The following is a 23,902-nucleotide window of genomic DNA, read 5'->3' as shown; positions in this document are numbered from 1 at the left end:
GGTCGGTGCGTCGCGATGCAACCTGCACCGTGGCGAGTGGTCGTCTTACACCATCGAGAAGCGCAAGGAAGCCGAACGCAAGGCGAAGACACGCAAGCGTCGCAAGTGACCCCAGCCGGTGTGAGGTGACATCCATGGCTGACATCAACGACAGCGGACAGCGGCGGCATAGTGCGGTCTGACACGGCCACGGCCGCCCCGCGCAGCACGGGTGGACAGGCGGTCAGACCGAACTCCTGCAGCGGTGGTCAGCACGATTGCTGTACAACACGGAATTACAGCAACCACCGCAACGAGCCCCGGAACATCACCGGCCCTGAGTGACCGTCTGACGTGCCGGCCAGACCTCTGCGACCACCCTGCCCATAGTTCGGGACAAAGAGGTCGTGCCAGACGCGTGCCAGATCGTGTGGGGAACCGCGGGGAACACCGGGGAAACCAGAGGACCCGCTTACCGGCCGTCAGCACCTTCCACCGCAGGTCAGGTCAACGACAGGTCTCAGATCGTCTTAGCTTCCCAAGCTGATGTTCCTCAGAGCACCGACGGTGGTCACTCTTATGACGAGACCGGCCACCGTCGTAGACGATGGCTGCATGCGACAGCGGACAGCCGCGGCGCAGTGCGGTCTGACACGGCCACGGCCACCCCACGCAGCACGCGGGGACAGGTGGTCAGGCCGAACTCCTGAAGCGGGTGTCGCAGGTTCGAATCCTGCCGGGGGAACACGGTTGAACAGGGGGTAGGCCTCGGAACTCCCAGGCCAGGGGATCCGGGGTCTTTCTCGTACTCCGGAGAGACCGCAGCCTGACTGCACACTCGCTACGCGGTCCGGTCTTCAAAAATCTTCCGGGTCAACGCAGAAGAGAGCATCCCCCGCCCTCTGACCTCGCTCGGATGGCCTCGGTCTCCTCGTCGGCCAGGGCATCGAGGTCGGTGACGGGGATGACGCCCTCCAGGGTGATGATGAGACGGGCCGCCAGGGTCCAGCGGAGGCGCGGGGTGTCCGCGAACGGGACTCGGTGCATGCCGTCCCGGTGCTGGGGAGCGCTGGGCAATCGATCGAGGGTGAGCGGGTCGTAGAGGTGCCCGGCCACTCCCCAGATCGGCGTGTGCCGTACGAGGGCCGCCGTCCAGCCACGGTGGCGCAGCGGCGGACAGTGCTCGACGGCGAGTCGGGCGCACACCGCGTGCACGGGTGGGGACTCCGTCCGTTCCCCGTTCAGGAGCGGGTGGCCGTCGGCGTCGGCCGCGAGGAAGAGTGTCCACTCGTCCTTTCGGGAGCCGACCGTGGGGCCGCCGCAGAGTTGGCAGAGCATGCGGTTCATCGCCTGCCGCTGCCGCAGCGCGTGGACGAGGCCGGGCTGCGGCCGACCGCCGCGCGTCGCCGGCATGCGCATCCAGGACACGCCGAACTGCCGCTCTACGTCGGTCTCGTCCTGGAGGCCAAGAAACGTCGCCGAGGAGCGGTGGACCTTGACCAACTCCTGGGTCGGGATCTCTTCCTTGGACCAGGCGGTGATGAACGGTACCGGGACGCCGTCCCAGTACCGCACGGGACGGATGGGGCTGGTGTCGGTCATCGGCGTAGCTCCAGCAGGAGGTCGTGCAGGGCGCGCCGGGTGTCGCACAGGGCAGTAGGGCCCTTGCACTCGGTGCACCGATCGGGGTGCGTGTTGCGCGCGGCCCGTACGGCGCTCCGGGTACAGCGCAGGCAGGCGCGAGGGAACCAACTGAAGCCGTCGTCGGTCACGTGCTTGCCGAGGTCGATGGCCGTCTCGATGGTCAACCGTTCGCCGCCCCAGACGCACTCGGCGCCCCGCGTCCGGGCGTCGGACAGCAGCTCGAGGCGGGGCAGCACGATGTGCGGCACCAGCGTGGCGGGGATGACCATCAGGCGTGTGCTCGGCGTCGGCGTCTCAGGCACCCTTGGCCACCTTCAAGTCGGCCCAGACGTATTTCTCCCGGGGCAACCGGGTGCAGCCCCACGCCGTCGTCACGGCCTCCACCAGGGCCAGGCCGCGCCCACCACTGCCGAGAGGTCTCGCTGACCGGAGAGCGGGCCAGAGCTCGGGACGCTCGTCGATGACGATGATCCGGATCGCGTCCGAGGGCACCCGGCGCACCACGACCCGCACGCTCGGTGTCTCGGTGTGCCCGAACGCGTTGGTCACCAGTTCGGTCACGACCAGGGCGGCATCGTCCAGCACGCTGACCAGGCCCCAGTCCTTGAGGACGTCGACCACGAAGTGCCTCGCGGCCGGCACGGACGCCGACTCGCGGCACAGTACGCGGACCTGCGGCAGCTGCTGCCTCCATGCCATGGCCGTCACCACCAGTCCTGCCGGAACGGGGTCACTGGACACGCCCCTCGCTCGTCAGCGCCCTCTCCGGCTTCAGGTGACAGCCACACGACACGGCAGTCCACACCCGCTGGCCGGCGCTTCGCTGGACCCGGCCCACTGCCCTCATCCCCCGGACGACCGCGCCGCAGTACCAGCAGGCCCGTCCGTGGAGCCGGGCGATACTGACGGGTCCGGCAACTTTGAACAGCAGCTCGCTGCAATGTCGCATCCTGGCCTCCATCTGCCGTCTGTCTCGGACAGACAGAGGGTGGGCCGCGACAAGGGCTACAAGGGATACAGCGTGTATCCCCTCAGACAGCGCCGATCCACTCGGTGAACGCGGTCAGCGACTCGGCGTCCGCACGCTTCAGCCGGCGAACAGTGGCCGCAGCATCCCGCGCCCACGGGTGCTCGCGAGTGTGCTGCGGTGCGATGGACCGGGCGACCTTCAGCGACTCGAACGCGTCGTCCGGGCGTCCCGCCCACACCTGCGCTCGCGCCAGCTCGATCCAGAACCCGGATCGGCGTTCTGCCGGCATGGAGTCCGGCGGGGTCCACTCCTCGGCGACGTCCAGGGCTGTCTGGATGTGATCGCGGCCAAGGCTGACCGCGACGGACACCTCGTGGGCACGCACGGAGTCGGGGCCGAACCGGGTGCCGTCGTAGTCGGCCTCGGGAATGGTGTCACCGAGCCGGCGGGCTTCCGCCAGGTGGTGCTCTGCGGCCTCGGAGTCGTCGGCGCGGCCGGCGATGACGGCCGCTCGCATATGCAGGGCGCCGCGTGCTGCGGTCGTCTCCCGGCCGATCGGGATGGGACTCGCGTCGATGGCGCGCTCCAGAGCGGTGAGACCTTGGACGTGGGCGCGTGCGGCGAAGAACGTTTCCGTACGGACGTAGGCGGCGGTGGCCTGAGCGATGCGGTCCTCGGTCTGGTCGGCCGCCCATCGCATCAGGTCAACGAGCCTGGCTGACAGGTCCCAGTGCCCGAACTTGTACGCGACCGCGTCCGCTGACCTGGCGGTGACGGCGAGGAGTTGAGCGGCACGCAGTCGGTCCGCGCCGGTGCAGTGGTGCAGCGCGGTCAGAGAGCGGGTGAGGAGCCGGGGGGCGTGCTCGGCGATGCGGGCGTACTGTGCGGCCAGTCTCCACTCGGTCAGCTGGGCCACCTCCGCCGCGAGTTGGTCCAGCGGGAGCGGCGGGACGTCGGCAGGGATGTCGTAGGCGGCGATCGCGGCGGAGATGGCAGGGACGAAGGCGTGCACCCGGCTGTTGGTGCGCGTGCTGCCGGTGATGATGCGGCTCGGGTCGACGGCGAGCGCTGCGGCGATCGAATCGAGGGTGTCGTCACTGGGTGAGCGGGCACCGCGCTCGATGGCCTTGACGGTGGCCAGGGAGACGAAAGCAGCGCGCGCGAGGTCGGCTTGGGTCATCCGTCGGGCGCGGCGGAAGGTGGCGATGCGGCGGCCGACCTCGATGGCTGTGGAGGTGGGCATACGGGCTCTCCGTTCGGTACGTCCACCTCGAACAGTAGCGGCACCGTCACAGAGTGATGAGCGGCTACGGGGCGATGAGCGCCGGGAGTTCGGTGAGGTGGTCGATTCTCCAGTCCGCAGTCGCCACGACATCCGGGTCAGCTGCCCATAGATGTCCCCATGGGCCGCGCCTCAGGTGAGCAGTGCGCAGTCCGGCCGCCGCTGCGGGGATCGTGTCGTTGGCCGGGTGGTCGCCGACGTACAGCGTCTCACCGGGGGGCGCCTGTCCGGCCTCGACGGCTCGCTGGAAGAACTCGGGCCGCGGCTTGGCCACGCCCCACTCTCCGGACGTCGCAATCACGTCGGCCGGCAGGTCGAGGGCTCGCAGCAGTTCCCCCGCGCGAGCGGTCTGGTTACCGGCGATGACGACCCGGACACCGATCCGACGCAGCTCGGCCAAGGCGGGTCGGACGTCGTCGTACAGGTCGCTGTCATCCAGGTGCTCGCCGCGGCCGGCGGCCTCCCGTGCCCGGTACTCGGCCGCAACGTCGATGCCGGGGCGGAGGAGGCGGAGGGCATCGGCATTGTCGCGACCCTGCGCGACGACGGAACCGACGAGCGCGGACAGCGTGTGCCGGGGGACGTCCAGCCAGTCAGCCCACGATGCCCAGTAGCGATCGTCACGGACGAGAGTCTCGCCGACGTCGAAGATCACAGCGCGAATCATGCGGGCAGGGTACCGAGCGCAACGGAGAGGCCCCCCTTCCTGCCCGGAGGCGAGAGGTACACCTCCTGGTCCACGGACAGCCGGGTGAAGCCCCGCGCGCATGACAAGGCAGGGGCTCGGCCCGCGGTCTTCGTCGTGCGCTGGGCCGTGGTCCCGGCAATCATGGAGGTGTGTCCAGCGTCCCCACCCCGGGTGGCGGCACCGCGGAGCACCGGCCGGGCCAGCCGCGGACCGACTACGCGGGTGCGATCTACGGTGCGCTGCTGGCCGCGTCCGTCATTGCCGGGACCGGAGCGGTCGGTCCGTTCTCCCGCCTCGGGCTCGTGCTGTTCCTCCTCGTCACCGGCGTCGTGTTCTGGGCCGCCCATGTCTACGCCCGTCTGGCCGGGGAGCGGGCGCACGGACAACGCCTGAGCTGGAGCGAGGTACGTCATGTGGCCGGGCACGAGTGGCCGGTGGTCCAGGCCGCCGTTCCCCCGGCCGTCGCGGTGGCGATCAGTCCCCTGCTGGGGCTCGGACTCGCCGGAACAGCTTGGTTCGCGCTGGGGGTCGCCCTGTTCGAGCAGGTCATGTGGTCGACCGTTGCCGCCGTACGCGCCGGGGCCTCTCGTCGGCTGGTGGTGGTCTCCGGTCTGGTGAACCTGGCGCTCGGCCTGATCATCGTCGTCGCCAAGACGACCGTCCATCACTGAACAGGCAGCGGGCGCTCCTCCCGGCCGGCCTCCGGGCGCCGGGCCGCCATGGTCAACGTCAGGGTGACGCAGACCGAGCCCGCCGCCATCGCCGTCATCGCCGTCGCCGGTGAGGTGAGTTGGGCCAGGGTGCCCGCCGCTGTCGCGCTGAGGCCCTGGAGGGCCAGCATGCCCGCCGAGTGGAGGCCGAGGGCCTGGCCGGCCATGGTGTCGGGGGTCAGGCGCATCAGCCGCTCCTGCTGTATCAGGGCCGCCCCGAAGCCGGCCGACGCCACGGTCACGCAGGCCGCCGCCACCGGCAGCGGCGGGTGCGCGCAGAAGACCAGGAACGGTGTCGCCAGCAGGAGCAGCAGGGGGGTGGCCAGGCGGGCGCGTACGGGGGCGGGGAGCAGCCTCCCGACCGTCAGGTCCCCGGCGAACATGCCGAGCGCCCCGCACGCGAACAGAGTGCCGGCCGCGTGCGGGGCGTACGCCACGTACAGCGACTCGCAGCCGACGACCATGCCGTTCGGCAGCCACAGGCCCAGGTACGTCAGGCGGCGCGGCCGGGACGACCACAGCGCGGCGTTGACGCGCCAGGTCGCCGATACCGAGGGGCGGCCGGCCGCGCGGGGCGGGCGGGCGGTCAGGCCGAGCCTCAGGACGAGCGCGGCCGTCAGGTACAGGGCCGCCGCCAGCAGCAGGCAGGTGCGCGGGGACACGGCGGCGAGCAGGGCGCCGCCGATGGCGAAACCGGCCACCTGCGACAGCCCGTTCACCATGTTGAACAGCGAACGCCCGGGCAGATAACCGTCCTTGGTCAGGATCTCGTTCAGCAGACCCCAGCGGACCCCGCCGCCGAGCGACGCGACCAGGCCCAGCAGTACGAGGACGGCCAGGAGCGCGCCGGCCGGGAGGCCGGGCAGTGCCTGGGCCGCCGTACCGGCCGCGAAGGCCAGCGCGATCGCCGACAGCGCCGTACGCGGGGGCAGCCGGTCGGCGCCGGAGAGCAGGACGGTGGCGCCCAGCGCCTGGGCGAGCGACTGGCCGAACATGCTCACCGCCGACAGCAGCGGGGAGCCCGTCGCCCGGAACACCAGCGTGCCCAGCGCGAGGCCGCCGATGGTCTGGGCGGCGGTCTGCGCGGCCGTGCCGAGGAAGAGCGGGGTGAACTCCGGGGTGCGGAACAGGGATCGGTAGCCGGTCATGGTCCGGAGTCTCGGCCGGGCCGTCGAGCGCCCGTTATTGTTTCGCCCGCACGCGAAAGGTCATGCCTGGTACGGAACGCCGGGCGCGGAACGTCGTACGCGTGGAGTCCCGGGGGTACGGCTGGCATGGGGTGGTGGCAGCTCGACGCCGACACGCTCGCCCGGAGCCGGTTCGTCGTCTCGCCGCTCGCCGAGACCTTCGGGTGCCTGAAGCTGCTGCACTCCGGGCAGGGGGCACATCCCGGGGAGCACGCCTGGCTGGGTGCCCATCTGCCCGCCTACCGGGCCCGGCTCGCGGCCGACCCCGTGACCGCGCGGCTGGTGCGGGCGGGGCTGGGCCGGGAGTGGATCGCCGACTTCCTGACGCCCACCCCGCGCCCCGGGGAGGACTTCGCCACGGAGGTCGGCCGGGTGCGCGCGGTCGCTCCCGGTGCCGCCCGCGCCCATCTGCGGCTCTCGCTCGCCGGGCCGCTGCCCGCCGTGCTCGACCGGGACGACCTGGCGGAGCGGGCGGCCACGCTGTTGGAGTGGGTGTGGGAGGAGACCGTACGGCCCTCCTGGGAGCGGCGCCGGCGGGTGCTGGAGGCGGATGTGCTGGCGCGGACCGCGCAGGTGAGCCGGGGCGGCTGGGCGAGCGCGCTGGGCGGGCTGCGGCCGGGCGGGACGCGCTGGCTCGGGGACAACCGGTTCCAGGTCAATCTGCACGAGTATCCGCCGCGCGACATCTCCGGCGCCGAGCTGCTCTTCGTGCCGGTGACCCCGCAGCGGCAGGGCTGGGTGTCCTGGGCGGAGCGGGAGCGGTACGCCGTGGTCTACCCCTGCGCCGGCGTGCTGGCCGGGGACGGCGGGCGTACGGTGCCGGCGGGGCTGAGCGCGCTGCTGGGGCCGGCCCGGGCCGGGGTGCTCGTGCTGCTCGGCTCGCCCATGAGCACGACCCAGCTGACCGCCGTGACCGGGCAGGGCCTCGGCTCCGTCGGGCGGCATCTGAAGGTGCTGCGGGAGGCGGGTCTGGTGGAGCGGCGGCGGGCCGGACGGGCGGTGCTGTACGTGCGGACGACGGCGGGGGACGTACTGGTCGAGGCGAGCGGGACCCAGGCATGCGGGACCCAGACAACAACCAGGACTGAGACGGGCGGGCCGGACGCGTAACGCCAACAGCGACAGAGGTGGGGAGGACCGGGGGCTAGCATCCGGTGGCATGACGACTACTGAGCACAGCGGCTCCCCGCTGGACGTCGAGATCGGTGCCCTCCAGGGCGGTTCCGCGGATCTGCCGCGGTTCGCGGGCGACGCCGTCCTCATCGTGAACGTGGCCTCCAAGTGCGGCCTGACCCCGCAGTACTCGGCGCTGGAGGAGCTGCAGAAGCGCTACGCGGCGCGCGGCTTCACCGTGCTGGGCGTGCCCTGCAACCAGTTCCTCGGGCAGGAGCCGGGCAGCGCCGAGGAGATCGCGCAGTTCTGCTCGGCGACCTACGGCGTCACCTTCCCGCTGACCGAGAAGGTGGAGGTGAACGGCCCGGGCCGGCACCCGCTGTACGAGCGGCTCGTCGGATTCGCCGACGCCGAGGGGCACAGCGGGGACATCCGCTGGAACTTCGAGAAGTTCCTGATCGGCCGGGACGGCCGGGTCGTCGCCCGGTTCTCGCCGCAGACCGAGCCGGACTCGGCCGAGGTCGTCGCCGCGATCGAGTCCCAGCTGGGCTGAGCCCGGCGGCCCGTGAAGAGGCAGGAAAAAGGGAGAGCCCTCTCGGCTAGGACGGCGACTGGTCGAGAGGGCTCTTCGGTGCTGCGTATGCGGTTGTCGTGCCGGGCGGTGCCGGGAAGGACCCTTACCGCCTTGCCGGAGGGCCTTACGCCTTGACGGAGGCGACGAAGGCGTTCCAGGCGTCGGCGGGGAAGGCCAGCACCGGGCCCTCGAGGTCCTTGGAGTCACGGACGGCGAGCTCGGCGGCGGTCGGCGCCTTGACCTCGACGCAGGCGCCGTTGCCCCCGGAGTACGACGACTTCATCCACGTCTCCGAAGCGCCCTGAATCAGTGCCATGTCCACTCCTGTTGCGGTTGCGGTGGTCCGGTACGCGCCAACCGTGTCGTCCGATTGGCATGATCGACGCTAGCGGGCAACTTCCTCCGCTGGAGGGGCCGTTCACTCGACCGGATGGCATATTCCGGGCGAGCCTTCCACTGAAGCGGACCGGCGGTGTACGATCCCGCGCCCGTGCCCTCTCGTCTCAGTCGGCGTACCTTTTCGCCGCTTCCGCGATGAACTGCCGGGACACTTCCACATTGTGCGACTGCGCCCGCAAGTGCTCGTACATCACGGCGTACTTCTGCACGTCCTGCGCCTTCTCCAGGTACAGGTCGCTCGTGACGCCCTCCAGGTACACCACGCTGGAGTCGGCCGCGTCGGCGAACTCCAGGATCGCGTACTGGCCGTTGATGCCCGGGTGCGCGCCCACCTCGAACGGCAGCACCTGCACGGTGACGTGCGGCAGCTCGGACAGCTCGATGAGGTGCTCCAACTGCTCGCGCATCACCAGCCTGCTGCCCACCACCCGGTGCAGCGCGGCCTCGTCCAGCACCACCCACAGCCGCAGCGGGTTGCGCTCGGTGGTGATGCGTTCCTGCCGCCGCATCCGCACCTCGCCGCGCTTTTCGATCTCGTCCGCCGAGGTCTCCGGCAGCGCGCCGCGCACCAGCGCCTCGGCGTAGGGACGGGTCTGCAGCAGACCGGTGACGATCTGCGGTTCGTACACCCGCAGCGACTCCGCGTCGGTCTCCAGGCCGATGTACACGCTGTACGGGATGTCCCCGAAGGTGTGCCACCAGCCCTGCTGCCGCGAGTCCCGGGCCATCTCCATCAGCGAGTCGACGATCCGCTTGTCCTCGACCTCGTACACCCCGCACAGGTCGCGCACATCGCGCTGGCTGATGCTCCTCCGGCCGTTCTCCAGCCTGCTGATCTTCGACTGCGACACCAGCAGTCGCTCCGCCACCTCCTCGGCCGTCATGCCCTTGAGCTCGCGGAGTCTGCGCAGCTCCTGGCCCAGTCGGCGTCGCCTTACGGTGGGATTGACATTGGACGCCACGGGACGTGCACCTCCGGCTGCCTGCCTGCCACTCAACACTTTGCGTATCTGCTGTTGAGCAGACTGCCACCAAGGCGCTTGGCCGCGCTGGGAAACGGCGGATATGCAACGCCCATCGACGACGTCCCTCGAAGCCCGTCGAACGGGTGGACGCAGTCGAGCGGGACGGCGGGACCACGACAGCGGTCCCACCGTCCCGCTCCGACCAGCGGCTCCCGAACCGGGTCTGTGCGTACCGGGCGGGTGCGCACCGGGCCTGTGGCCCGGTCCGCGGTCGTGCGTGCGGCTCAGTGGGCCACGGCACGGGCCATGGACCCGTGGCGCGGCTGCATGGGAACCCCGCGTGCGGGTTCCGCCGCGACCCTGGCTCCGGGCGCGGCCTGCCGGCCGGCCGGGGCCGAGCCCCGGCGCGGCTGGGCCGCCGCGCCGTTCTGTACGTCCATGACGGCGTGCGCGACGAGCCCGCCCATGGGGTCGTGCCGGATCAGGTCCCGCAGCCGGGAGCGGGACGAGCGTCCCTCGTTCCCCGGATACAGGTGCTTGCCGAGCCCGACGGCGTGCGCCAGGGCGGCGAGCGCCGCGGTCCGCGGGTCCGGTGGTACGCCGGTGCGGATCGCGGAATCCAGCCGGGCTCGGATCTCCCGGCTGATGGCGGTGTCGGTCGCCTGGTAACGCGTGGTCGGCAGCACCCCGCACATCTGGCCGGGTACGGCGGCGACCATGCCGCACCGCTCCAGATGCGACAGATAGGTCTGCCTGAGCCCCAGCCGGGGCCCGCCGATCCAGTGGACGGCACGTACCGGAGCGCCACGCCTTCGCAGCAACTCCAACGCGCTGTCCAGAGTCGGATCTCCTGTCGGCCGTGGCACCACCACGGCGATACGATCCCCGTCTGGGGCTATCCGTCCGGCCAGCGCCAGCTCCACTAGCTGTGCACCGGCCAGACCGAGGTCGAGCGACTGCGGCTGCGCAGTGGTACCCGTGGCCGGGTCCAGTGCCAGCAACAGAAGCTCCTCCGGAAGTGTTCTGCGGCTCCTGCCCATCCATGCCTCCCCGCGTGGATGAATGACAGGGTGACCCCTCTCACATTGGTCTGTCGAGGGTGCGTGACCGGTTCGTAAGGGAACCGGCAGGTATGTCGTTCTCGTCTACCGCAGGGGCCATGCCCTCACACAGGACACTGGTACATGGTTCGGACAGGGCGCGCGCGCAAGCGCGCGGCGCATGGAGGAGGCATCGGTGGCGGGCGAGTCCCCCGACAGGTCGAAGCAGCGCGAGTCGTCGGCGGAACCGACGTCCCAGAGCGCGGGTTCGGTTCCCGAGACGCGCGATCCGCGGCTGACGGTGGCCCGCGAAGAGGATTCCCCGGCCGGCGGTACGGACACGGCGACGAAGGTCCTGACGGTACGGCCCGGAACCCCGGCCGAGCGTGAGACGCCGGCCGGGCCCGAAGAGCCGTCCGGCGCCGAGGAGTCCGTCCCGGCCGGCGGGGACAAGGAACTGCGCGCGGCCGTCTCGGCGTGGATCCGGAAGCCGGGGACCGACGCGACTGCAAAGGAAACCGGTGCCACGGGGAGCGAGGACGAGGGGTCGTCCAACGAGGCGGCGGTGAGCGGGGGTTCGTCCGACGGGAAGGCCGGGGGCTCGTCCCGCCCTGCGGCCGACCGCGACGCCGACGCCGACGCGGACGCCGACGACTCGCCGAGCGGGAACAACGGGGACGCCGAGGGCGAGAGTGAGAGCGAGGGGGACGAGTCGTCCGACTCGCCCGCCGGGGCCCGTTCTGAGGGGTCGTCCGACACCGGTGCCGGGGACGGCGACGGGACGGATGCCGAGGCGAAGGCCGAGACGAAGGCCGCCGCCGACGACCACGACGACGACCACGTCGACGGCAAGGCCGACACCGACGCCAAGGAGGAAGTCGCCGGCGAGGATGACGCCGACGGCGGCGCTGACGGGGACTCCGCTGCCGCCGCGAAGGACGAGCCGGAGGCGGAAGCCGACGCCGACGTGAAGGGCACGGCGGACGCGAAGGAAGAGGCCGACGCCGAGCCCGACGCGGACGCGGACACGGACGCCAAGGCCGGCATAGACGCAGACGCAAAGAACGACACCGACGCCAAGGCCGACGCGAAGAAGGACGCCACCCCCGGCACCGAGCCCGGCGGCTCCGGCAAGCCCGCTGCCGCCGCCGCGGGCGTCGATCAGCCGACCACCGTCTTCAAGGCCGTACAGCCCAAGAAGCCCGCCGTCGATCAGCCGACCACCATGCTCAAGGTCGGTGACACCGGCAAGCCCAAGTCCGCCGGCCCCGGGCCCGCCGAGTCCGAGTCCGAGTCCGAGCGCACCAGCAAGTTCGTGGCGCTGAAGGACGACATGCGCCCGGGCGGCAAGGCCCCCGCGCCGAAGGACGGCACTCCCCCGGCCGGCAAGGCCCCCGCGTCCGAGGCCACCACCGCCGTCCCCCGGATCGGTCCCGAGCGCACCACCCAGCAGCCGCTGCCGCCCAAGCCCCCGCTGGACCTGCTGGCGGAGCTGACCAACACGCCGCCGCCCCCGGAGACCCCGGTCCGCACGCTCGTGCGCCGGATCAAGATCTGGACCCCGCTGGTCCTGCTCCTGGCGATCATCTTCGCGGTCGTACAGACGTTCCGTCCGCTGCCGGCGCCCGCCCTCGCGCTCACCGCCGAGGACACGTACACGTTCGACGGCGGCGCGACCCGGCTGCCCTGGCCGGGCGAGGGCCAGGGCTGGGTGGACGGCGACGGCATCGGCACGATGGGTCACTTCGGCGACCAGAAGCCGGTGGCCATCGGCTCGGTCGCCAAGACCATGACCGCCTACATCATCCTCCGCGAGCACCCGCTGAAGCCGGGGCAGGAGGGCCCGAAGATCAAGGTGGACGCGAAGGCGGAGAAGGAGGGCGGCTACGACAAGGACGGCGAGTCGACGCTGAACACCGTCAAGGCCGGCGACCACCTCACCGAGAAGCAGGCCCTGTCCGCCGTCATGATCCCCTCCGCCAACAACATCGCGCGGCTGCTCGCGCGCTGGGACGCGGGCTCGGAGGCGGCGTTCGTCAAGAAGATGAACGCCACCGCCAAGGAGCTGGGGATGACCGGCACGACGTACACCGACCCCTCGGGCCTGAAGGAGACCACCGTCTCCACGGCCGAGGACCAGGTGAAGCTCGGCCGCGCGGTCGTCAAGGACCCGGCCCTGGTCGCCATCACCAGCGCGGCGAGCTGGACGGACCCCTCCGGCCACAACTGGCCCAACTACAACGAGCTGCCCTACCGCATCGGCGCGATCGGCATCAAGACCGGCAGCACCACCAAGGCCGGCGGCAATCTGCTCTTCGCCTCCCGCAAGAAGGTCGGCGGGCAGACGGTCACGATCGTCGGCGCCGTCCTCGGCCAGAACAAGGCGCCGATCCTCGGCACCGCCAACGCGGTCAGCAAGACCGCGCTGCTCGCCGCCGAGGAGGCGCTGACCTCGGCGAAGGTCCTGAAGAAGGGCGATGTGATCGGCTATGTGGACGACCGGCTCGGCGGCCACACCCCGGTCGTGGTCACCGAGGACGTCACGGCGGCCGGCTGGGCGGGGCTGAAGGTGCGGCTGACCTTCGCCTCCGGGTCGGTGCCGCACACCGCGAAGGCCGGCACCCGGGTCGGCACGCTCACCGTGGGTGACGGCACGGCCGCCGCGGTCAAGGTCCCGGTCGCCCTCCAGAAGGATCTGGCCGAGCCCGGATTCGGCGCCAAGCTGACCCGTCTGGGCTGATCACCGGCCCACCCCCAGCACCGCACCCCGTCGCCGGGGCAGAACCCGGGAGCCTTTGCGACGGGGTGCGTGCTAGCGTCACGAATCGGGGCAGGTCGCCGGTCACGCGGGACAGGGCCGCGAACTGGACGAAATCGGAAAGCGGCCGGGTACACCGTGGAAGCGGCCGAGAACAGAAGACGGGACACGGGGAGTGCCTTCAGTGGCCACAGCGGAGCCGACACGCGCCGACGACGCCGAACCGGGCCCGGGAGCCGACGCGCGAATACGCCTGTCCGGAAGCGCCGCGGACAGCGGCGCCCCCGGCCGGACCGCGGAACCGCGCACCCGGCTCGGGGCGCTGCGCCGGCGGCTGCTGCGGCACCCCGTGCTGTCGGTCACGGCCCTCGCGGGTGTGCTGCACATCATCTGGTTCTTCACCTTCGCGAACAGCGGTGGTGATCTCGCCGCCCAGGACGCGTGGGCGGAGTTCGTCGGCCGCCACCCGGACTCGGCGTACAACCTCGCCTGGTACGGGGGCATGCACCCGGTGTCGTACAGCGTGGTGTCGCCGTATCTGATGTCGGTGCTCGGCGTCCGTACGACGATGATGGTCGCCGGCACGGTGTCGGCGGGCCTGCTGACGCTGGTGCTGATCCGCTCCCGGGTGGTGCGGAACCCGCTGTGGGCCTCGCTCGCCGGGGTCTTCGCGTTCCTGTGCAACGCGATCTCCGGGCGGGTGACCTTCGGGCTCGGCACGATGTTCGCGCTCGGCGCGGTCGCGGCGGTGTTCTGCTGGCCGCACCGGTGGCGGACCAAGCGCTGGGCGAAGGCCCTGGTCACCGCCCCGCTGGCCGCGCTCGCCACGATGTCCTCGCCGGTCGCGGGGCTGTTCGTGGGGCTGGTCGCGGTCGCCCTGTTCCTCCAGAAGCGGCGGCCCGGCGCCTGGGCGCTGGGGCTCGCGCCGTCGGCGGTGGTCGCGGTGTCGGCCTGGCTGTTCCCGTTCTCCGGCACCCAGCCGATGGGGTTCGGCTCGGTGGTCATGCCGCTGCTGTACGGCCTGCTGTGCCTGTTCCTGGTGCCCAGGAGGTGGGTGACCGTCCGGCTGACGGCGGCCGTCTACAGCGTCGCCGTGGTGCTGGTGTGGCTGATCAGCTCGCAGATCGGGTCGAACATCTCGCGGCTGCCGATGATGTTCGCGGGCGCGGCCCTGATCGCGGCGTTGCCGTACACCGTGCCGAAGTCCCGCAAGTGGTATCTGACCGTGCTGGCCTTCCTCGGGTTCGTCGGCTGGCTCGGCTACAAGTCGGTGGACGACATCATCCACACCACCCCGGCCGCGTCCTGGGCGCGGGAGCTGGCCCCGCTGGTGAACGAGCTGCAGAAGGGCGGCGCCGAGAAGGGCCGCGTCGAGGTGGTCCCGGCCCGCTCGCACCGCGAGGCCTCCGCGCTCGCGCCGTACGTCAACCTGGCCCGCGGGTGGAACCGGCAGGCCGACATGGAGCGCAACCCGCTCTTCTACGACGACACGCTGAACTCGGCGAACTACCACGAGTGGCTGAAGCGCTGGGCCGTGCACTACGTCGTGCTGCCCAAGGACGACCTGGACGGCTCCGGCGGCCAGCGGGAGCGGGAGCTGCTGCGCAGCGGGATGCCGTATCTGAAGCAGGTCTGGGGCGACGCCAACTGGCAGCTGTTCAAGGTGACCGACCCGGCGCCGCTCGCCGAGCCGAACGCGGTGGTGGACCGTGCCGACCAGGTGGAGATGACCCTGCGGGTGCGCAAGCCCGGCCGGGTGCTGGTGCGGATCCCGTACTCGCCGTGGCTGAGCGTCGTGGACGAGCACGGCAAGAGCCTGAAGCCGCCGCAGGAGTCCTCCGGTGCGCCCAAGACATACCGGAACGTCAACGGATGTCTTACGCACACACCGGAGGACGCGAACGGGGACCGTTGGACGGTGCTGGTGGCGCCGAAGGCCGGGACGTACCGGCTGGCCGCGCCGTACCAGCTGCCGCGCGGTACGCCGTGCCCGGACGGGCTGAAGTGACGGCGGCGGTCAGTCGCGCAGCTCGGTGACGTAGGTGTCCGTGCCCGGGACCGTCGGCAGGAACGGTGCCACCAGTTCCACCCGGCCCAGGCCGGACGCGGCCACCTGCTCGTCCAGCCCGGTGAAGTGCTCCGCCCAGCACTCCCCGGGGTCCCGTTCCAGGAACCACAGCAGGGTCAGCCGGGTGTCCACGCCCTCGACCTGGCGGACGTAGGTCATCCGGTCGCCGGGCAGAGGGGTGGGCCGGAAGACCGTCACCATCGCGGCCGGTGAGCCTGCCAGCCGCCGGGGCAGGTGGCGGGCGCGCAGCCAGTCCAGCAGCCCGGCCCGTCGCCCGGCCGACTCGGCGTCGACGACCTCCAGCACCAGGCCCCGGTAGGGGTGGTCGAGGGCGTGGACGTCGCGCGGTCCGGCGGCGCCGTCCCGGTACACGGTCGTCTCGTGGTCCTGGAAGGCCGTGAAGACGTGGGTGCGGTCGTGGCAGACGCGGCCGTCCCGGTCGAGGCGGCGGTTGATGGCGACGGTCCACTTCATGTGCTCGTCGTAGCGGCCCTCGGTGATCCAGTAGGTGGACAGGTAGCAGCCCGTGGTGACCGGCCGGGCGACGGCCGAGTCCTCCGGGTAGCGCAGGAGCTGGAGCTCCCGGGTCGCCACCCAGCGCCGGCCCGCGTACATCCAGGGCATGGCCATCGCGCCGGCGTAGTAGTGGTCGTCCTCGTACCAGCGGTTGTAGGCGTACTCGTGCCCGGGGTGCGGTTCGACCAGGGTGATCAGGGCGTGTCCGGGGCGGACGCCGTACGGTCCTACGGCGGCCAGTTCGGCGTACCGCTCGCTGTGGGTGTCGTCGTGCACGCGGTTCCCCTTTCCTGCGGTGGCCCATACTCTGACGCTCCGTCAGATGAAGTGCCATACCGGGGGAGGCTCCGATGTCCCTGCTCGCGGGCAAGACCGTCGTGGTGTCGGGGGTCGGGGCCGGGCTCGGCCGGCGGGTCGCCGCGGCCGTCGTACGGGAGGGCGGGAACGCGGTGCTCGGGGCGCGCACCGGGGCCGCCCTGGCCGGGGCGGCGGCCGCGATCGACCCGGAGGGCACGCGCACGGCGTACCGGGCGGCCGACATCACCGACGAGGGCCGGTGCGAGGCGCTGGCGGCGCTGGCGCTGGAGCGGTTCGGCGGGATCGACGCGGTGGTGCACGTGGCGGCCCTGGATTCCCACTTCGGCGGGCTGGCGGACGCCGACTTCGCGGCCTGGCGGGCGGTCCTGGACGTGAACCTGCTGGGGACGCTGCGGATGACCCGGGCGTGCCTGCCGGCGCTGCGGGCGGGCGGGGGCGGGTCGGTGGTGTTCATCGGGACGCAGTCGGCGCTCGCCGCACCGACCGAGGTGCGGCAGGCCGCGTACGCCGCCTCGAAGGGGGCGCTCACCAGCGCGATGTACTCGCTGGCGCGGGAGCTGGGGCCGGACCGGATCCGGGTCAACACCGTGCTGCCGGGCTGGATGTGGGGGCCGCCGGTCCGGGCGTACGTGCGGCTGACCGCGCGGGCGGAGGGGGTGCCGGAGGAGGAGGTGCGGGCGCGACTGACCGAGCGGATGGCGCTGCCGGACCTGGCCACCGACGGGGACGTGGCCGAGGCGGTGGTGTTCCTCGCCTCGGACCGGGCGCGGGCGATCACGGGGCAGTCGCTGCTGGTGAACGCCGGGGAGGTGATGCGGTAGTCCGGCAGGACGGGCCAACAGGCGCGCTCATTCAAGGATATGAATCGGGGTCACTACAACGAACGATTTTACCGTGACTTGACCTTCCTGTTGCTTGTCGCGTTCATGTGAGCGGAACCACGATCGGGCACATGAACAGTCTCGACTGGGCCGTGCTCATCGGCTACTTCGGTGTGATGGTCGCGATCGGCGTCTGGTCGCACAAGCGCGTGGACAACGTCTCCGACTTCTTCACGGCCGGCGGCAAGATGCCCTGGTGGCTGTCCGGCATCTCGCACCACATGTCGGGCTACAGCGCCGTGATGTTCACCGGGTACGCGGGCATCGCCTACACCTACGGCGTCACCTCCTTCATCACCTGGTCCTTTCCCATCGCGCTCGGCATAGCCATCGGGTCGAGGCTGTTCGCGCCGCGCATCAACCGGCTGCGCTCCCGGCTCCACGTGGCCTCCCCGCTGGAGTACCTGAAGAACCGCTACAACCTGCCGACCCAGCAGGCGCTCGCCTGGTCCGGCATGCTGCTGAAGATCGTGGACGTGGGCGCCAAGTGGGCGGCGATCGCCACGCTGTTGTCGGTGTTCACCGGGATCTCGCTGAACCAGGGCATCCTCATCACCGGCGCGATCACCGCCGTCTACTGCACGATCGGCGGCCTGTGGGCGGACGCGCTGACCGAACTCGGCCAGTTCGTCATCCAGTTGCTGGCCGGGCTGTCCATGTTCATCGCGGTCGTGGTGAAGCTGAACGAGAAGAACATCGGCTTCCTCGGGGCCTGGGACCAGCCCGCGCTGCACGGCCACGAGAAACCGCTGGTCGGCCCGTACGGCACGGTGTTCCTGCTGGCGTTCCTGTTCATCAAGCTGTTCGAGTACAACGGCGGCATGCTGAACCAGGCCCAGCGCTACATGGCCACCGGCAGCGCCCGTCAGGCCGAGCGCTCGGCCCGGCTGTCGGCGATCCTGTGGCTGGTCTGGCCGGTCGTGCTGTTCTTCCCCATGTGGATGTCCCCGCTGCTGGTGCACGCGCGGAAGCCGGACGGCTCCGACTCCTACGCGCTGATGACCGAACAGCTGCTGCCGCACGGCCTGCTGGGCCTGGTCATCGTCGGGTTCTTCTCCCACACCATGGCCATGTGCTCCTCCGACGCCAACGCCATCGCGGCCGTCTTCACCCGGGACCTCGCGCCGGTGCTGTCGGCCAGGGCGCGGGGCTGGGGCGAGCGTTCGGGGCTGATCGCGGCCCGGGTCACCACGGTCGTCTTCCTCGGCCTGTCCATGGCGGTCGCGACCCAGGTCAACTCCCCCGCGTTCAAGGACATCATCACGGTCGTCATCAAGTGGGTGGCGGGCCTGATGGGGCCGATCGCGATCCCGATGATGCTCGGGCTGCTGCGCACCTTCCGCCGCTCCGGGCCGACGGCGGCGCTCACCAGCTGGGCGGCCGGTCTGCTGGCCTTCTGGCTGGTCAACTACCCCATCAGCTGGCAGGTGGACGGCGGCGTGCCGCTCCAGTACCAGGTCTCGGTGCCGCTCGCGGTCTCCCTGGTCCTGTACATCCTCATCGGTTGCCTGAAGCCGGAGGACACACCGGAGCGGCTGGCGGTCATCGAGAAGGTGAACACCGACGGCGACGGGGCGGCGGCGGTCCCGGTGCCGGCCAAGGCGGGGGACGACGTGGTGGGGGCGCCGTAGGGGGTCTCACGCCCGGGGGTAGCGCGCCAGCCACCCCGGGGACGCCCCGGCGGGTCCGTGCAGCGCCGGGCCCTGGGTCATCTCCATCGCGAAGTCGTCGGCGAGTTCCAGGAGCGTGGGGCGGCCCTCCAGTTCGGCCAGCCAGGCCGGCGGGAGGGCCGTCTCTCCGTGCAGGGCGCCGAGGAGGCCCCCGGTGAGGGCGCCGGCCGCCGCCGACGGGCCGCTCTGGTTGACCGCGAGGCACAGCCCGTGCCGTACGTCCTCCCCCACCAGCGCGCAGTACACGGACGCGGCCAGCAGCCCGTCCGCCCTGCCCTCGCCGGCCAGCTCCTCCACCCGGGCCGGGGTCGGCATGCCCTGCCGTACCGCGCCGAGGGCGTGCTGGAGGGCGTCGCACACCGGCTGGTGGCCGGGGCGGGCGGTGAGCAGGGCGAGCGCCCGCTGCACGGCGCCGTCCAGGCTGTCGCCCCGGGCCAGCGCGTGCACGATCACGGCGTACGCGCCCGCCGAGAGGTAGGCGACGGGATGGCCGTGGGTCTGGGCCGCGCACTCCACGGCCAGCTGGACGACGAGCTGCGGCTCCCAGCCGACGAGCAGCCCGAAGGGTGCCGAGCGGGCGACCGCCTCGGGGCCCGGCTCGTCCGGGTTCTTCGGGGACTCCAGCGTGCCCATGGTCCGGTCGCCGAACCCGATGAGCAGGGCCCGGGTGGGGTCGCGGCGGGCGTACAGCCACTCCTCGCGGGCCAGCCAGCCGTCCTCCGCGCGGCGCTCGTCCGGGCCCCAGTCCCGCTGGGTGGCCGCCCAGCGCAGATACGCCCGGTGCAGGTCGGTCGGCGGGTGCCAGGCGCCGGTGTCCCGCCGTACCTGGGCGCGTATCAGCCCGTCCACGGTGAACAGGGTCAGCTGGGTGTGGTGGGTGACGGTGCCGCGCCGGCCGTGCCCGGGGGCCAGGTCGAGCAGCCCCTCGGCGCCGTACGCGGCCCGTATCCCGTCCAGGGAGAGGGCGTCGGCGGGCGCGCCGAGCGCGTCGCCCACCGCCACCCCGAGCAGGGTCCCGCGCACCCTGCTGCGATAGTCCTGCTGTTCGGCACGGCCCCAGACGGCACCGGTCGTCACCCTCACCAGACCTCCCCTGGCACCGCCCGCCTGTACGACGCGCAGCACTGTAATCGACCGTGAACGGCCCGTTCAGCGGGACAAAACCGTCCCCACGGGTCGTTGTCCGGCGGACCGGCCGCGTTCGCCCCAGCGATCCGCGGAGTTCACCGGTCCTCTGGCTCAATACCCGTGGACGAGGCCGGTGTTGGACGGGAGAGAATCCAGCCATGACCACCACTCCCACCCGCCCCACGGGCCTCCGGCTCGCCGCCGGGGCGCTCACCGGCATACTCGCCCTCTACATCACCCTGGTCGCGTTCGGGAACATCACCGACTTCGGGACCAATCAGGATTACGTCCGGCACGTGCTGTCGATGGACACGACGTTCAAGGACAGCGACCTGAAGTGGCGGGCCGTGACGAGCACGGCCCTGGAGGACACCGCCTACGTGCTGATCATCGCCTGGGAGAGCGTGGCGGCCCTGCTGCTGATCTGGGGGACGTCGCTGTGGGCGCGGGGCAGGGACGATTCCGCGCGGCGCTGGTCCACCTACGGGCTGCTGATGCTGATGCTGCTGTTCGGCGGCGGGTTCATCGCGATCGGCGGCGAGTGGTTCGCCATGTGGCAGTCGGAGGCGTGGAACGGGCTGGACGCGGCGACCCGGATCTTCCTGATCAGCGGGGTCGCGCTGATCGTCAACCAGCTTCCCGCCCGGCCGCCGCGGACGGGAACGGACGCTAGTTGACCACCGCGACCCGCGTGCCCTGGTCGCCGAAGGACCACAGCGCGGCCCCGTCCTCCTTGTGCAGGCGGATGCCGCCCAGCTTCTGGCCGTTCGCGGGGGGCGGGGAGGAGCCGTCCAGCGCGTTGGAGAAGGCCACGTTCACGCCGTCCGCCTTGGTGAAGTACATGACGTGCTCGATCTCCACGCCGTCCGAGCCCTTGAGGGACTGGGTGCGCAGGGTGATCGAGTAGCGGCCGGGCCGCGGGGCGACCGTGCCCGGCCACACCGGGAACGTGCGGATCGGCTTGCCCGTCGCGTCGACCAGCCACACCCGCTTGGCGCCCAGCGAGTAGACGATCCGGCGGCCGTCGCCGGAGTCGTCCGGCAGCTCGGGCGCCTGCGGGGCGTGCGCCGAAGCGGACGGGTGCGGGCTCGCCGACGCCGACGGGCCGGGCCGGGCCGCGGCGGCGGCCGTGGGATGCGGCCCGGCGTCCGCCTGTACGGCGAGGGCGACGACGACCGCGGTCGCCCCCGCCGTCAGACCGGTGACCCAGGCCCACGAGGGCAGTCGGGCAGCCACGGGACGCATCTCCTCCGCTACGGGGCCCCGTCCAGCATCGGGGGTCGGACAATCGTACTCAGTCCAGGACCGGCAGCAGATCGGGCAGGTGCCCGTCGGACGCCTCGGCGACCCGCTGCCGCTCCTCGGGGACCTCGCCGTAGAGGGTGGTGCGCGGCCTGGCCGGGCGGCCGGCCGCCTCGGCCACCGTGATCAGGTCGCGGATCGACTTGTACGAGCCGTAGGAGGAGCCCGCCATGCGGGAGATCGTCTCCTCCATCAGGGTGCCGCCGAGGTCGTTCGCGCCGGAGCGGAGCATCTCCGCCGCACCCTCCGTGCCCAGTTTGACCCAGCTCGTCTGGATATTGGGGATCCAGGGGTGGAGCAGGAGCCGGGCCATCGCCGTCACCGCCCGGTTGTCCCGCAGGGTCGGGCCCGGGCGGGCGATCCCCGCCAGGTACACCGGGGCGTTGGTGTGGATGAACGGCAGGGTCACGAACTCCGTGAAGCCGCCCGTCTCCCGCTGGATGCCGGCCAGCGTGCGCAGATGGCCGAGCCAGTGCCGGGGCTGGTCCACATGCCCGTACATCATCGTGGACGAGGAGCGGATGCCCAGCTCGTGCGCGGTCCTGATCACCTCGATCCAGGTGGCCGTGGGCAGCTTGCCCTTGGTGAGCACCCAGCGGACCTCGTCGTCCAGGATCTCCGCCGCCGTACCGGGGATGGAGTCCAGGCCCGCCTCCTTGGCGGCCGTCAGCCACTCGCGGATCGACATGCCGGTGCGGGTCGCCCCGTTCACCACCTCCATCGGCGAGAAGGCGTGCACGTGCATGCCCGGGACGCGCTCCTTGACCGCCTTCGCGATGTCGAAGTACGCGGTGCCCGGCAGATCGGGGTGGATGCCGCCCTGCATGCACACCTCGACCGCGCCGACCTCCCACGCCTGCTGGGCGCGGTCCGCCACCTGCTCCAGCGACAGCGTGTAGGCGTCGGCGTCCGTGCGGCGCTGGGCGAAGGCGCAGAACCGGCAGCCGGTGTAGCAGACGTTGGTGAAGTTGATGTTGCGGGTGACGATGTAGGTGACGTCGTCGCCGACCGCCGACCTGCGCACGTCGTCGGCCACCCGGCACAGCGCGTCCAGCGCCGGGCCGTCCGCGTGCAGCAGGGCCAGCGCCTCGGCGTCGGTCAGCCGGGTCGGGTCGTCGGCGGCCGTGCGCAGCGCCTCGCGCACATCGGCGTCGATCCGCTCCGGGGCCATGCCGGGGGCCGCCGCCTCACGCAGCGCCTCCCAGTCGCCGTAGACCTCGTCGAAGTCGGCGCGCCGGTCGCCGGTGCGGCCCTCGGAGTCGATGGCCGTGTGCAGGTCGGTGCGGCCGGTGGCGGTGAACACCTCCTCCGGCTCCTGCCAGGGGCGGCCCTCCACGACCGCGTCCGGCAGGGCCAGGCCCGTCTCCGGGTCGGCGAGGGCGGACACGTGCGGGCGCAGCCGCGGGTCCAGCCAGGGCTCGCCCCGGCGCACGAACTCCGGGTACACGCACAGGCGTTCGCGCAGTTCGAAGCCGGCCGCCCGGGACCGCTCGGTGAGTTCCTCGATCTGCGGCCAGGGGCGCTCGGGGTTGACGTGGTCGATGGTCAGCGGGGAGACCCCGCCCCAGTCGTCGATGCCGGCGCCGATCAGCCGCTCGTACTCGGCGTCGACCAGGTTCGGCGGGGCCTGGAGGCAGGCGCTCGGGCCCATGATGTGCCGGGCGACGGCCACGGTGGCGACCAGGTCGTCCAGTTCGGCGTCCGGCATGCCGCGCATCGCCGTGTCCGGCTTGGCGCGGAAGTTCTGGATGATCAGCTCCTGGATGCCGTGGTAGGCGCGGGCCACCTTCCGCAGCGCGAACAGCGACTCCGCGCGCTCCTCGTACGTCTCGCCGATGCCGATCAGCAGGCCGGAGGTGAACGGCACGGAGGAGCGGCCGGCGTCCTCCAGGACGCGCAGCCGGACGGCCGGTTCCTTGTCCGGGGAGCCGTAGTGCGGGCCGCCGGGCTCGGACCACAGCCGGGTCGCGGTCGTCTCCAGCATCATGCCCATGCTCGGCGCGACCGGCTTCAGCCGCTGGAAGTCCGTCCACGTCATGACGCCCGGGTTCAGGTGGGGCAGCAGGCCGGTCTCCTCCAGGACGCGGATGGAGATGGCGCGGACGTAGGCGATGGTGTCGTCGTAGCCGTGCGCGTCCAGCCACTCGCGCGCCTCGGGCCAGCGGTCCTCGGGCTTGTCGCCGAGGGTGATCAGGGCTTCCTTGCAGCCGAGGGCGGCACCCTTGCGGGCGATGTCCAGCACCTCGTCGGGCGACAGGAACATCCCGTGGCCGGCCCGGCGCAGCTTGCCGGGGACGGTGGCGAAGGTGCAGTAGTGGCACTTGTCCCGGCACAGCCGGGTGAGGGGGATGAAAACGCTCTTGGAGTACGTGATGACGCCGGGCCTGCCCGCCGCCTCCAGGCCCGCGTCCCGCACCCGGGCGGCGGAGGCGGCGAGGTCGGTCAGGTCCGCACCGCGTGCCTGGAGGAGCACCGCCGCCTCGGCGACGTCGAGGGCGACGCCTTCCCGGGCACGTTTGAGGGCGCGACGCATGGAGTTCTCGGTGGGGCCGGTTCCGGAGGTCGCGGAAGTCGTCATCTCTTGAGCATACGGTCGCGGTGATCAGTGCCGACGGGGGTGGGGCGCCGGGGCGGGTTGCTCGCCGTGGGTACGCGCGGGTTGTCCGTGGCTGGTCGTGCCCGCGCGGCGGAGGCGCGAATTGACACTGTC

General features: G+C 71.7%; 21 protein-coding genes. 8 read left to right on the top strand and 13 right to left on the bottom strand.

Translation table 11 applies throughout. The features are described from left to right. Positions 1 to 852 precede the first annotated feature (852 nt). The 5 genes from IE251_RS06870 to IE251_RS06850 all read right to left on the bottom strand — a co-directional run bounded on the left by IE251_RS06870 (position 853) and on the right by IE251_RS06850 (position 4,542). Positions 853 to 1,581 carry a hypothetical protein gene (locus IE251_RS06870; protein ID WP_189751986.1) on the bottom strand — a complete coding sequence of 243 codons (729 nt, stop codon included), beginning with the start codon at positions 1,579 to 1,581 and terminating at the stop codon, positions 853 to 855. Continuing rightward, positions 1,578 to 1,925 (bottom strand): hypothetical protein, encoded by a 348-nt coding sequence (locus tag IE251_RS06865; RefSeq protein ID WP_229896641.1) that lies wholly within the window; start codon positions 1,923 to 1,925, stop codon positions 1,578 to 1,580. The genes IE251_RS06870 and IE251_RS06865 overlap by 4 nt, the downstream gene beginning before the upstream one ends. Beyond that, the gene (locus IE251_RS06860) at positions 1,918 to 2,322 is read right to left on the bottom strand and encodes an ATP-binding protein (RefSeq protein ID WP_189751985.1); all 405 of its coding nucleotides are present in this window, start codon (positions 2,320 to 2,322) and stop codon (positions 1,918 to 1,920) included. The genes IE251_RS06865 and IE251_RS06860 overlap by 8 nt, the downstream gene beginning before the upstream one ends. A gap of 332 nt (positions 2,323 to 2,654) precedes the next feature. Beyond that, the gene (locus IE251_RS06855; protein ID WP_189751984.1) at positions 2,655 to 3,836 is read right to left on the bottom strand and encodes a helix-turn-helix domain-containing protein; all 1,182 of its coding nucleotides are present in this window, start codon (positions 3,834 to 3,836) and stop codon (positions 2,655 to 2,657) included. Positions 3,837 to 3,900: 64 nt separating this feature from the next. Continuing rightward, on the bottom strand, positions 3,901 to 4,542 hold the full coding sequence (locus IE251_RS06850) for an HAD family hydrolase (RefSeq protein ID WP_189751983.1): 642 nt from the start codon (positions 4,540 to 4,542) through the stop codon (positions 3,901 to 3,903). Positions 4,543 to 4,712: 170 nt separating this feature from the next. On the opposite strand from IE251_RS06850, the gene IE251_RS06845 reads away from it, so the two are divergent. Next, complete coding sequence (locus IE251_RS06845; protein WP_189751982.1) at positions 4,713 to 5,234, top strand: hypothetical protein; 522 nt, start codon at positions 4,713 to 4,715, stop codon at positions 5,232 to 5,234. Here the strand turns inward: IE251_RS06845 and IE251_RS06840 are convergent. Then, a complete protein-coding gene (locus tag IE251_RS06840; RefSeq protein WP_189751981.1) occupies positions 5,228 to 6,421 on the bottom strand; it encodes an MFS transporter in 1,194 nt (397 codons plus the stop codon). The two genes, IE251_RS06845 and IE251_RS06840, sit on opposite strands and share 7 nt — an antisense overlap. 126 nt (positions 6,422 to 6,547) lie before the next feature. On the opposite strand from IE251_RS06840, the gene IE251_RS06835 reads away from it, so the two are divergent. Continuing rightward, positions 6,548 to 7,570: an ArsR/SmtB family transcription factor gene (locus IE251_RS06835; RefSeq protein ID WP_189751980.1), complete on the top strand. Its 1,023-nt coding sequence runs from the start codon at positions 6,548 to 6,550 to the stop codon at positions 7,568 to 7,570. A 49-nt stretch (positions 7,571 to 7,619) separates the two neighbouring features. Next, on the top strand, positions 7,620 to 8,126 hold the full coding sequence (locus tag IE251_RS06830; protein WP_229896640.1) for a glutathione peroxidase: 507 nt from the start codon (positions 7,620 to 7,622) through the stop codon (positions 8,124 to 8,126). Positions 8,127 to 8,271: 145 nt separating this feature from the next. Here the strand turns inward: IE251_RS06830 and IE251_RS06825 are convergent, their stop codons facing one another. The 3 genes from IE251_RS06825 to IE251_RS06815 all read right to left on the bottom strand — a co-directional run bounded on the left by IE251_RS06825 (position 8,272) and on the right by IE251_RS06815 (position 10,551). After that, positions 8,272 to 8,463, bottom strand: a complete 192-nt coding sequence (locus tag IE251_RS06825) for a DUF397 domain-containing protein (RefSeq protein ID WP_030779218.1) — start codon at positions 8,461 to 8,463, stop codon at positions 8,272 to 8,274. Positions 8,464 to 8,650: 187 nt separating this feature from the next. Beyond that, positions 8,651 to 9,508 (bottom strand): helix-turn-helix domain-containing protein, encoded by an 858-nt coding sequence (locus IE251_RS06820; RefSeq protein ID WP_189751979.1) that lies wholly within the window; start codon positions 9,506 to 9,508, stop codon positions 8,651 to 8,653. Positions 9,509 to 9,795: 287 nt separating this feature from the next. Then, on the bottom strand, positions 9,796 to 10,551 hold the full coding sequence (locus tag IE251_RS06815; protein WP_189751978.1) for a GOLPH3/VPS74 family protein: 756 nt from the start codon (positions 10,549 to 10,551) through the stop codon (positions 9,796 to 9,798). Between the two features lie 181 nt (positions 10,552 to 10,732). Here IE251_RS06815 and IE251_RS06810 point away from each other — a divergent pair, with 181 nt between their 5' ends. Beyond that, positions 10,733 to 13,291, top strand: coding sequence for a D-alanyl-D-alanine carboxypeptidase family protein (locus tag IE251_RS06810; protein WP_189751977.1), 2,559 nt, complete (start codon positions 10,733 to 10,735; stop codon positions 13,289 to 13,291). 202 nt (positions 13,292 to 13,493) lie between these two features. Next, entirely contained in the window at positions 13,494 to 15,317 is a 1,824-nt protein-coding gene (locus tag IE251_RS06805; RefSeq protein ID WP_189751976.1) for a DUF8823 domain-containing protein, read from the top strand. Between the two features lie 9 nt (positions 15,318 to 15,326). Here the strand turns inward: IE251_RS06805 and IE251_RS06800 are convergent, their stop codons facing one another. Further along, the gene (locus IE251_RS06800; RefSeq protein ID WP_189751975.1) at positions 15,327 to 16,169 is read right to left on the bottom strand and encodes a hypothetical protein; all 843 of its coding nucleotides are present in this window, start codon (positions 16,167 to 16,169) and stop codon (positions 15,327 to 15,329) included. A gap of 74 nt (positions 16,170 to 16,243) precedes the next feature. Between IE251_RS06800 and IE251_RS06795 the strand changes: the two genes are divergently transcribed. Both IE251_RS06795 and IE251_RS06790 read left to right on the top strand, forming a co-directional pair. Next, entirely contained in the window at positions 16,244 to 17,032 is a 789-nt protein-coding gene (locus IE251_RS06795) for an SDR family oxidoreductase (RefSeq protein WP_189751974.1), read from the top strand. 131 nt (positions 17,033 to 17,163) lie between these two features. Further along, positions 17,164 to 18,723 (top strand): sodium:solute symporter family protein, encoded by a 1,560-nt coding sequence (locus tag IE251_RS06790; protein ID WP_189751973.1) that lies wholly within the window; start codon positions 17,164 to 17,166, stop codon positions 18,721 to 18,723. A gap of 6 nt (positions 18,724 to 18,729) precedes the next feature. Here the strand turns inward: IE251_RS06790 and IE251_RS06785 are convergent, their stop codons facing one another. Further along, positions 18,730 to 19,845, bottom strand: a complete 1,116-nt coding sequence (locus IE251_RS06785) for an ADP-ribosylglycohydrolase family protein (protein WP_189751972.1) — start codon at positions 19,843 to 19,845, stop codon at positions 18,730 to 18,732. 203 nt (positions 19,846 to 20,048) lie between these two features. Here IE251_RS06785 and IE251_RS06780 point away from each other — a divergent pair, with 203 nt between their 5' ends. Continuing rightward, entirely contained in the window at positions 20,049 to 20,567 is a 519-nt protein-coding gene (locus IE251_RS06780) for a DUF2165 domain-containing protein (protein WP_189751971.1), read from the top strand. On the opposite strand, the gene IE251_RS06775 is transcribed toward IE251_RS06780, so the two are convergent. Both IE251_RS06775 and IE251_RS06770 read right to left on the bottom strand, forming a co-directional pair. Next, complete coding sequence (locus tag IE251_RS06775) at positions 20,560 to 21,126, bottom strand: L,D-transpeptidase (RefSeq protein WP_030779243.1); 567 nt, start codon at positions 21,124 to 21,126, stop codon at positions 20,560 to 20,562. The genes IE251_RS06780 and IE251_RS06775 overlap by 8 nt on opposite strands. Before the next feature lie 58 nt (positions 21,127 to 21,184). After that, positions 21,185 to 23,770, bottom strand: coding sequence for a bifunctional FO biosynthesis protein CofGH (locus IE251_RS06770; RefSeq protein ID WP_189751969.1), 2,586 nt, complete (start codon positions 23,768 to 23,770; stop codon positions 21,185 to 21,187). Between the last annotated feature and the right edge of the window lie 132 nt (positions 23,771 to 23,902).

It is taken from the genome of Streptomyces eurythermus (genome assembly GCF_014649115.1).
GTDB classification, from domain to species: Bacteria; Actinomycetota; Actinomycetes; order Streptomycetales; family Streptomycetaceae; genus Streptomyces; species Streptomyces eurythermus.
Note: the sequence above shows the minus strand (reverse complement) of the source record. Positions and strands in the feature narration are given on the sequence as shown.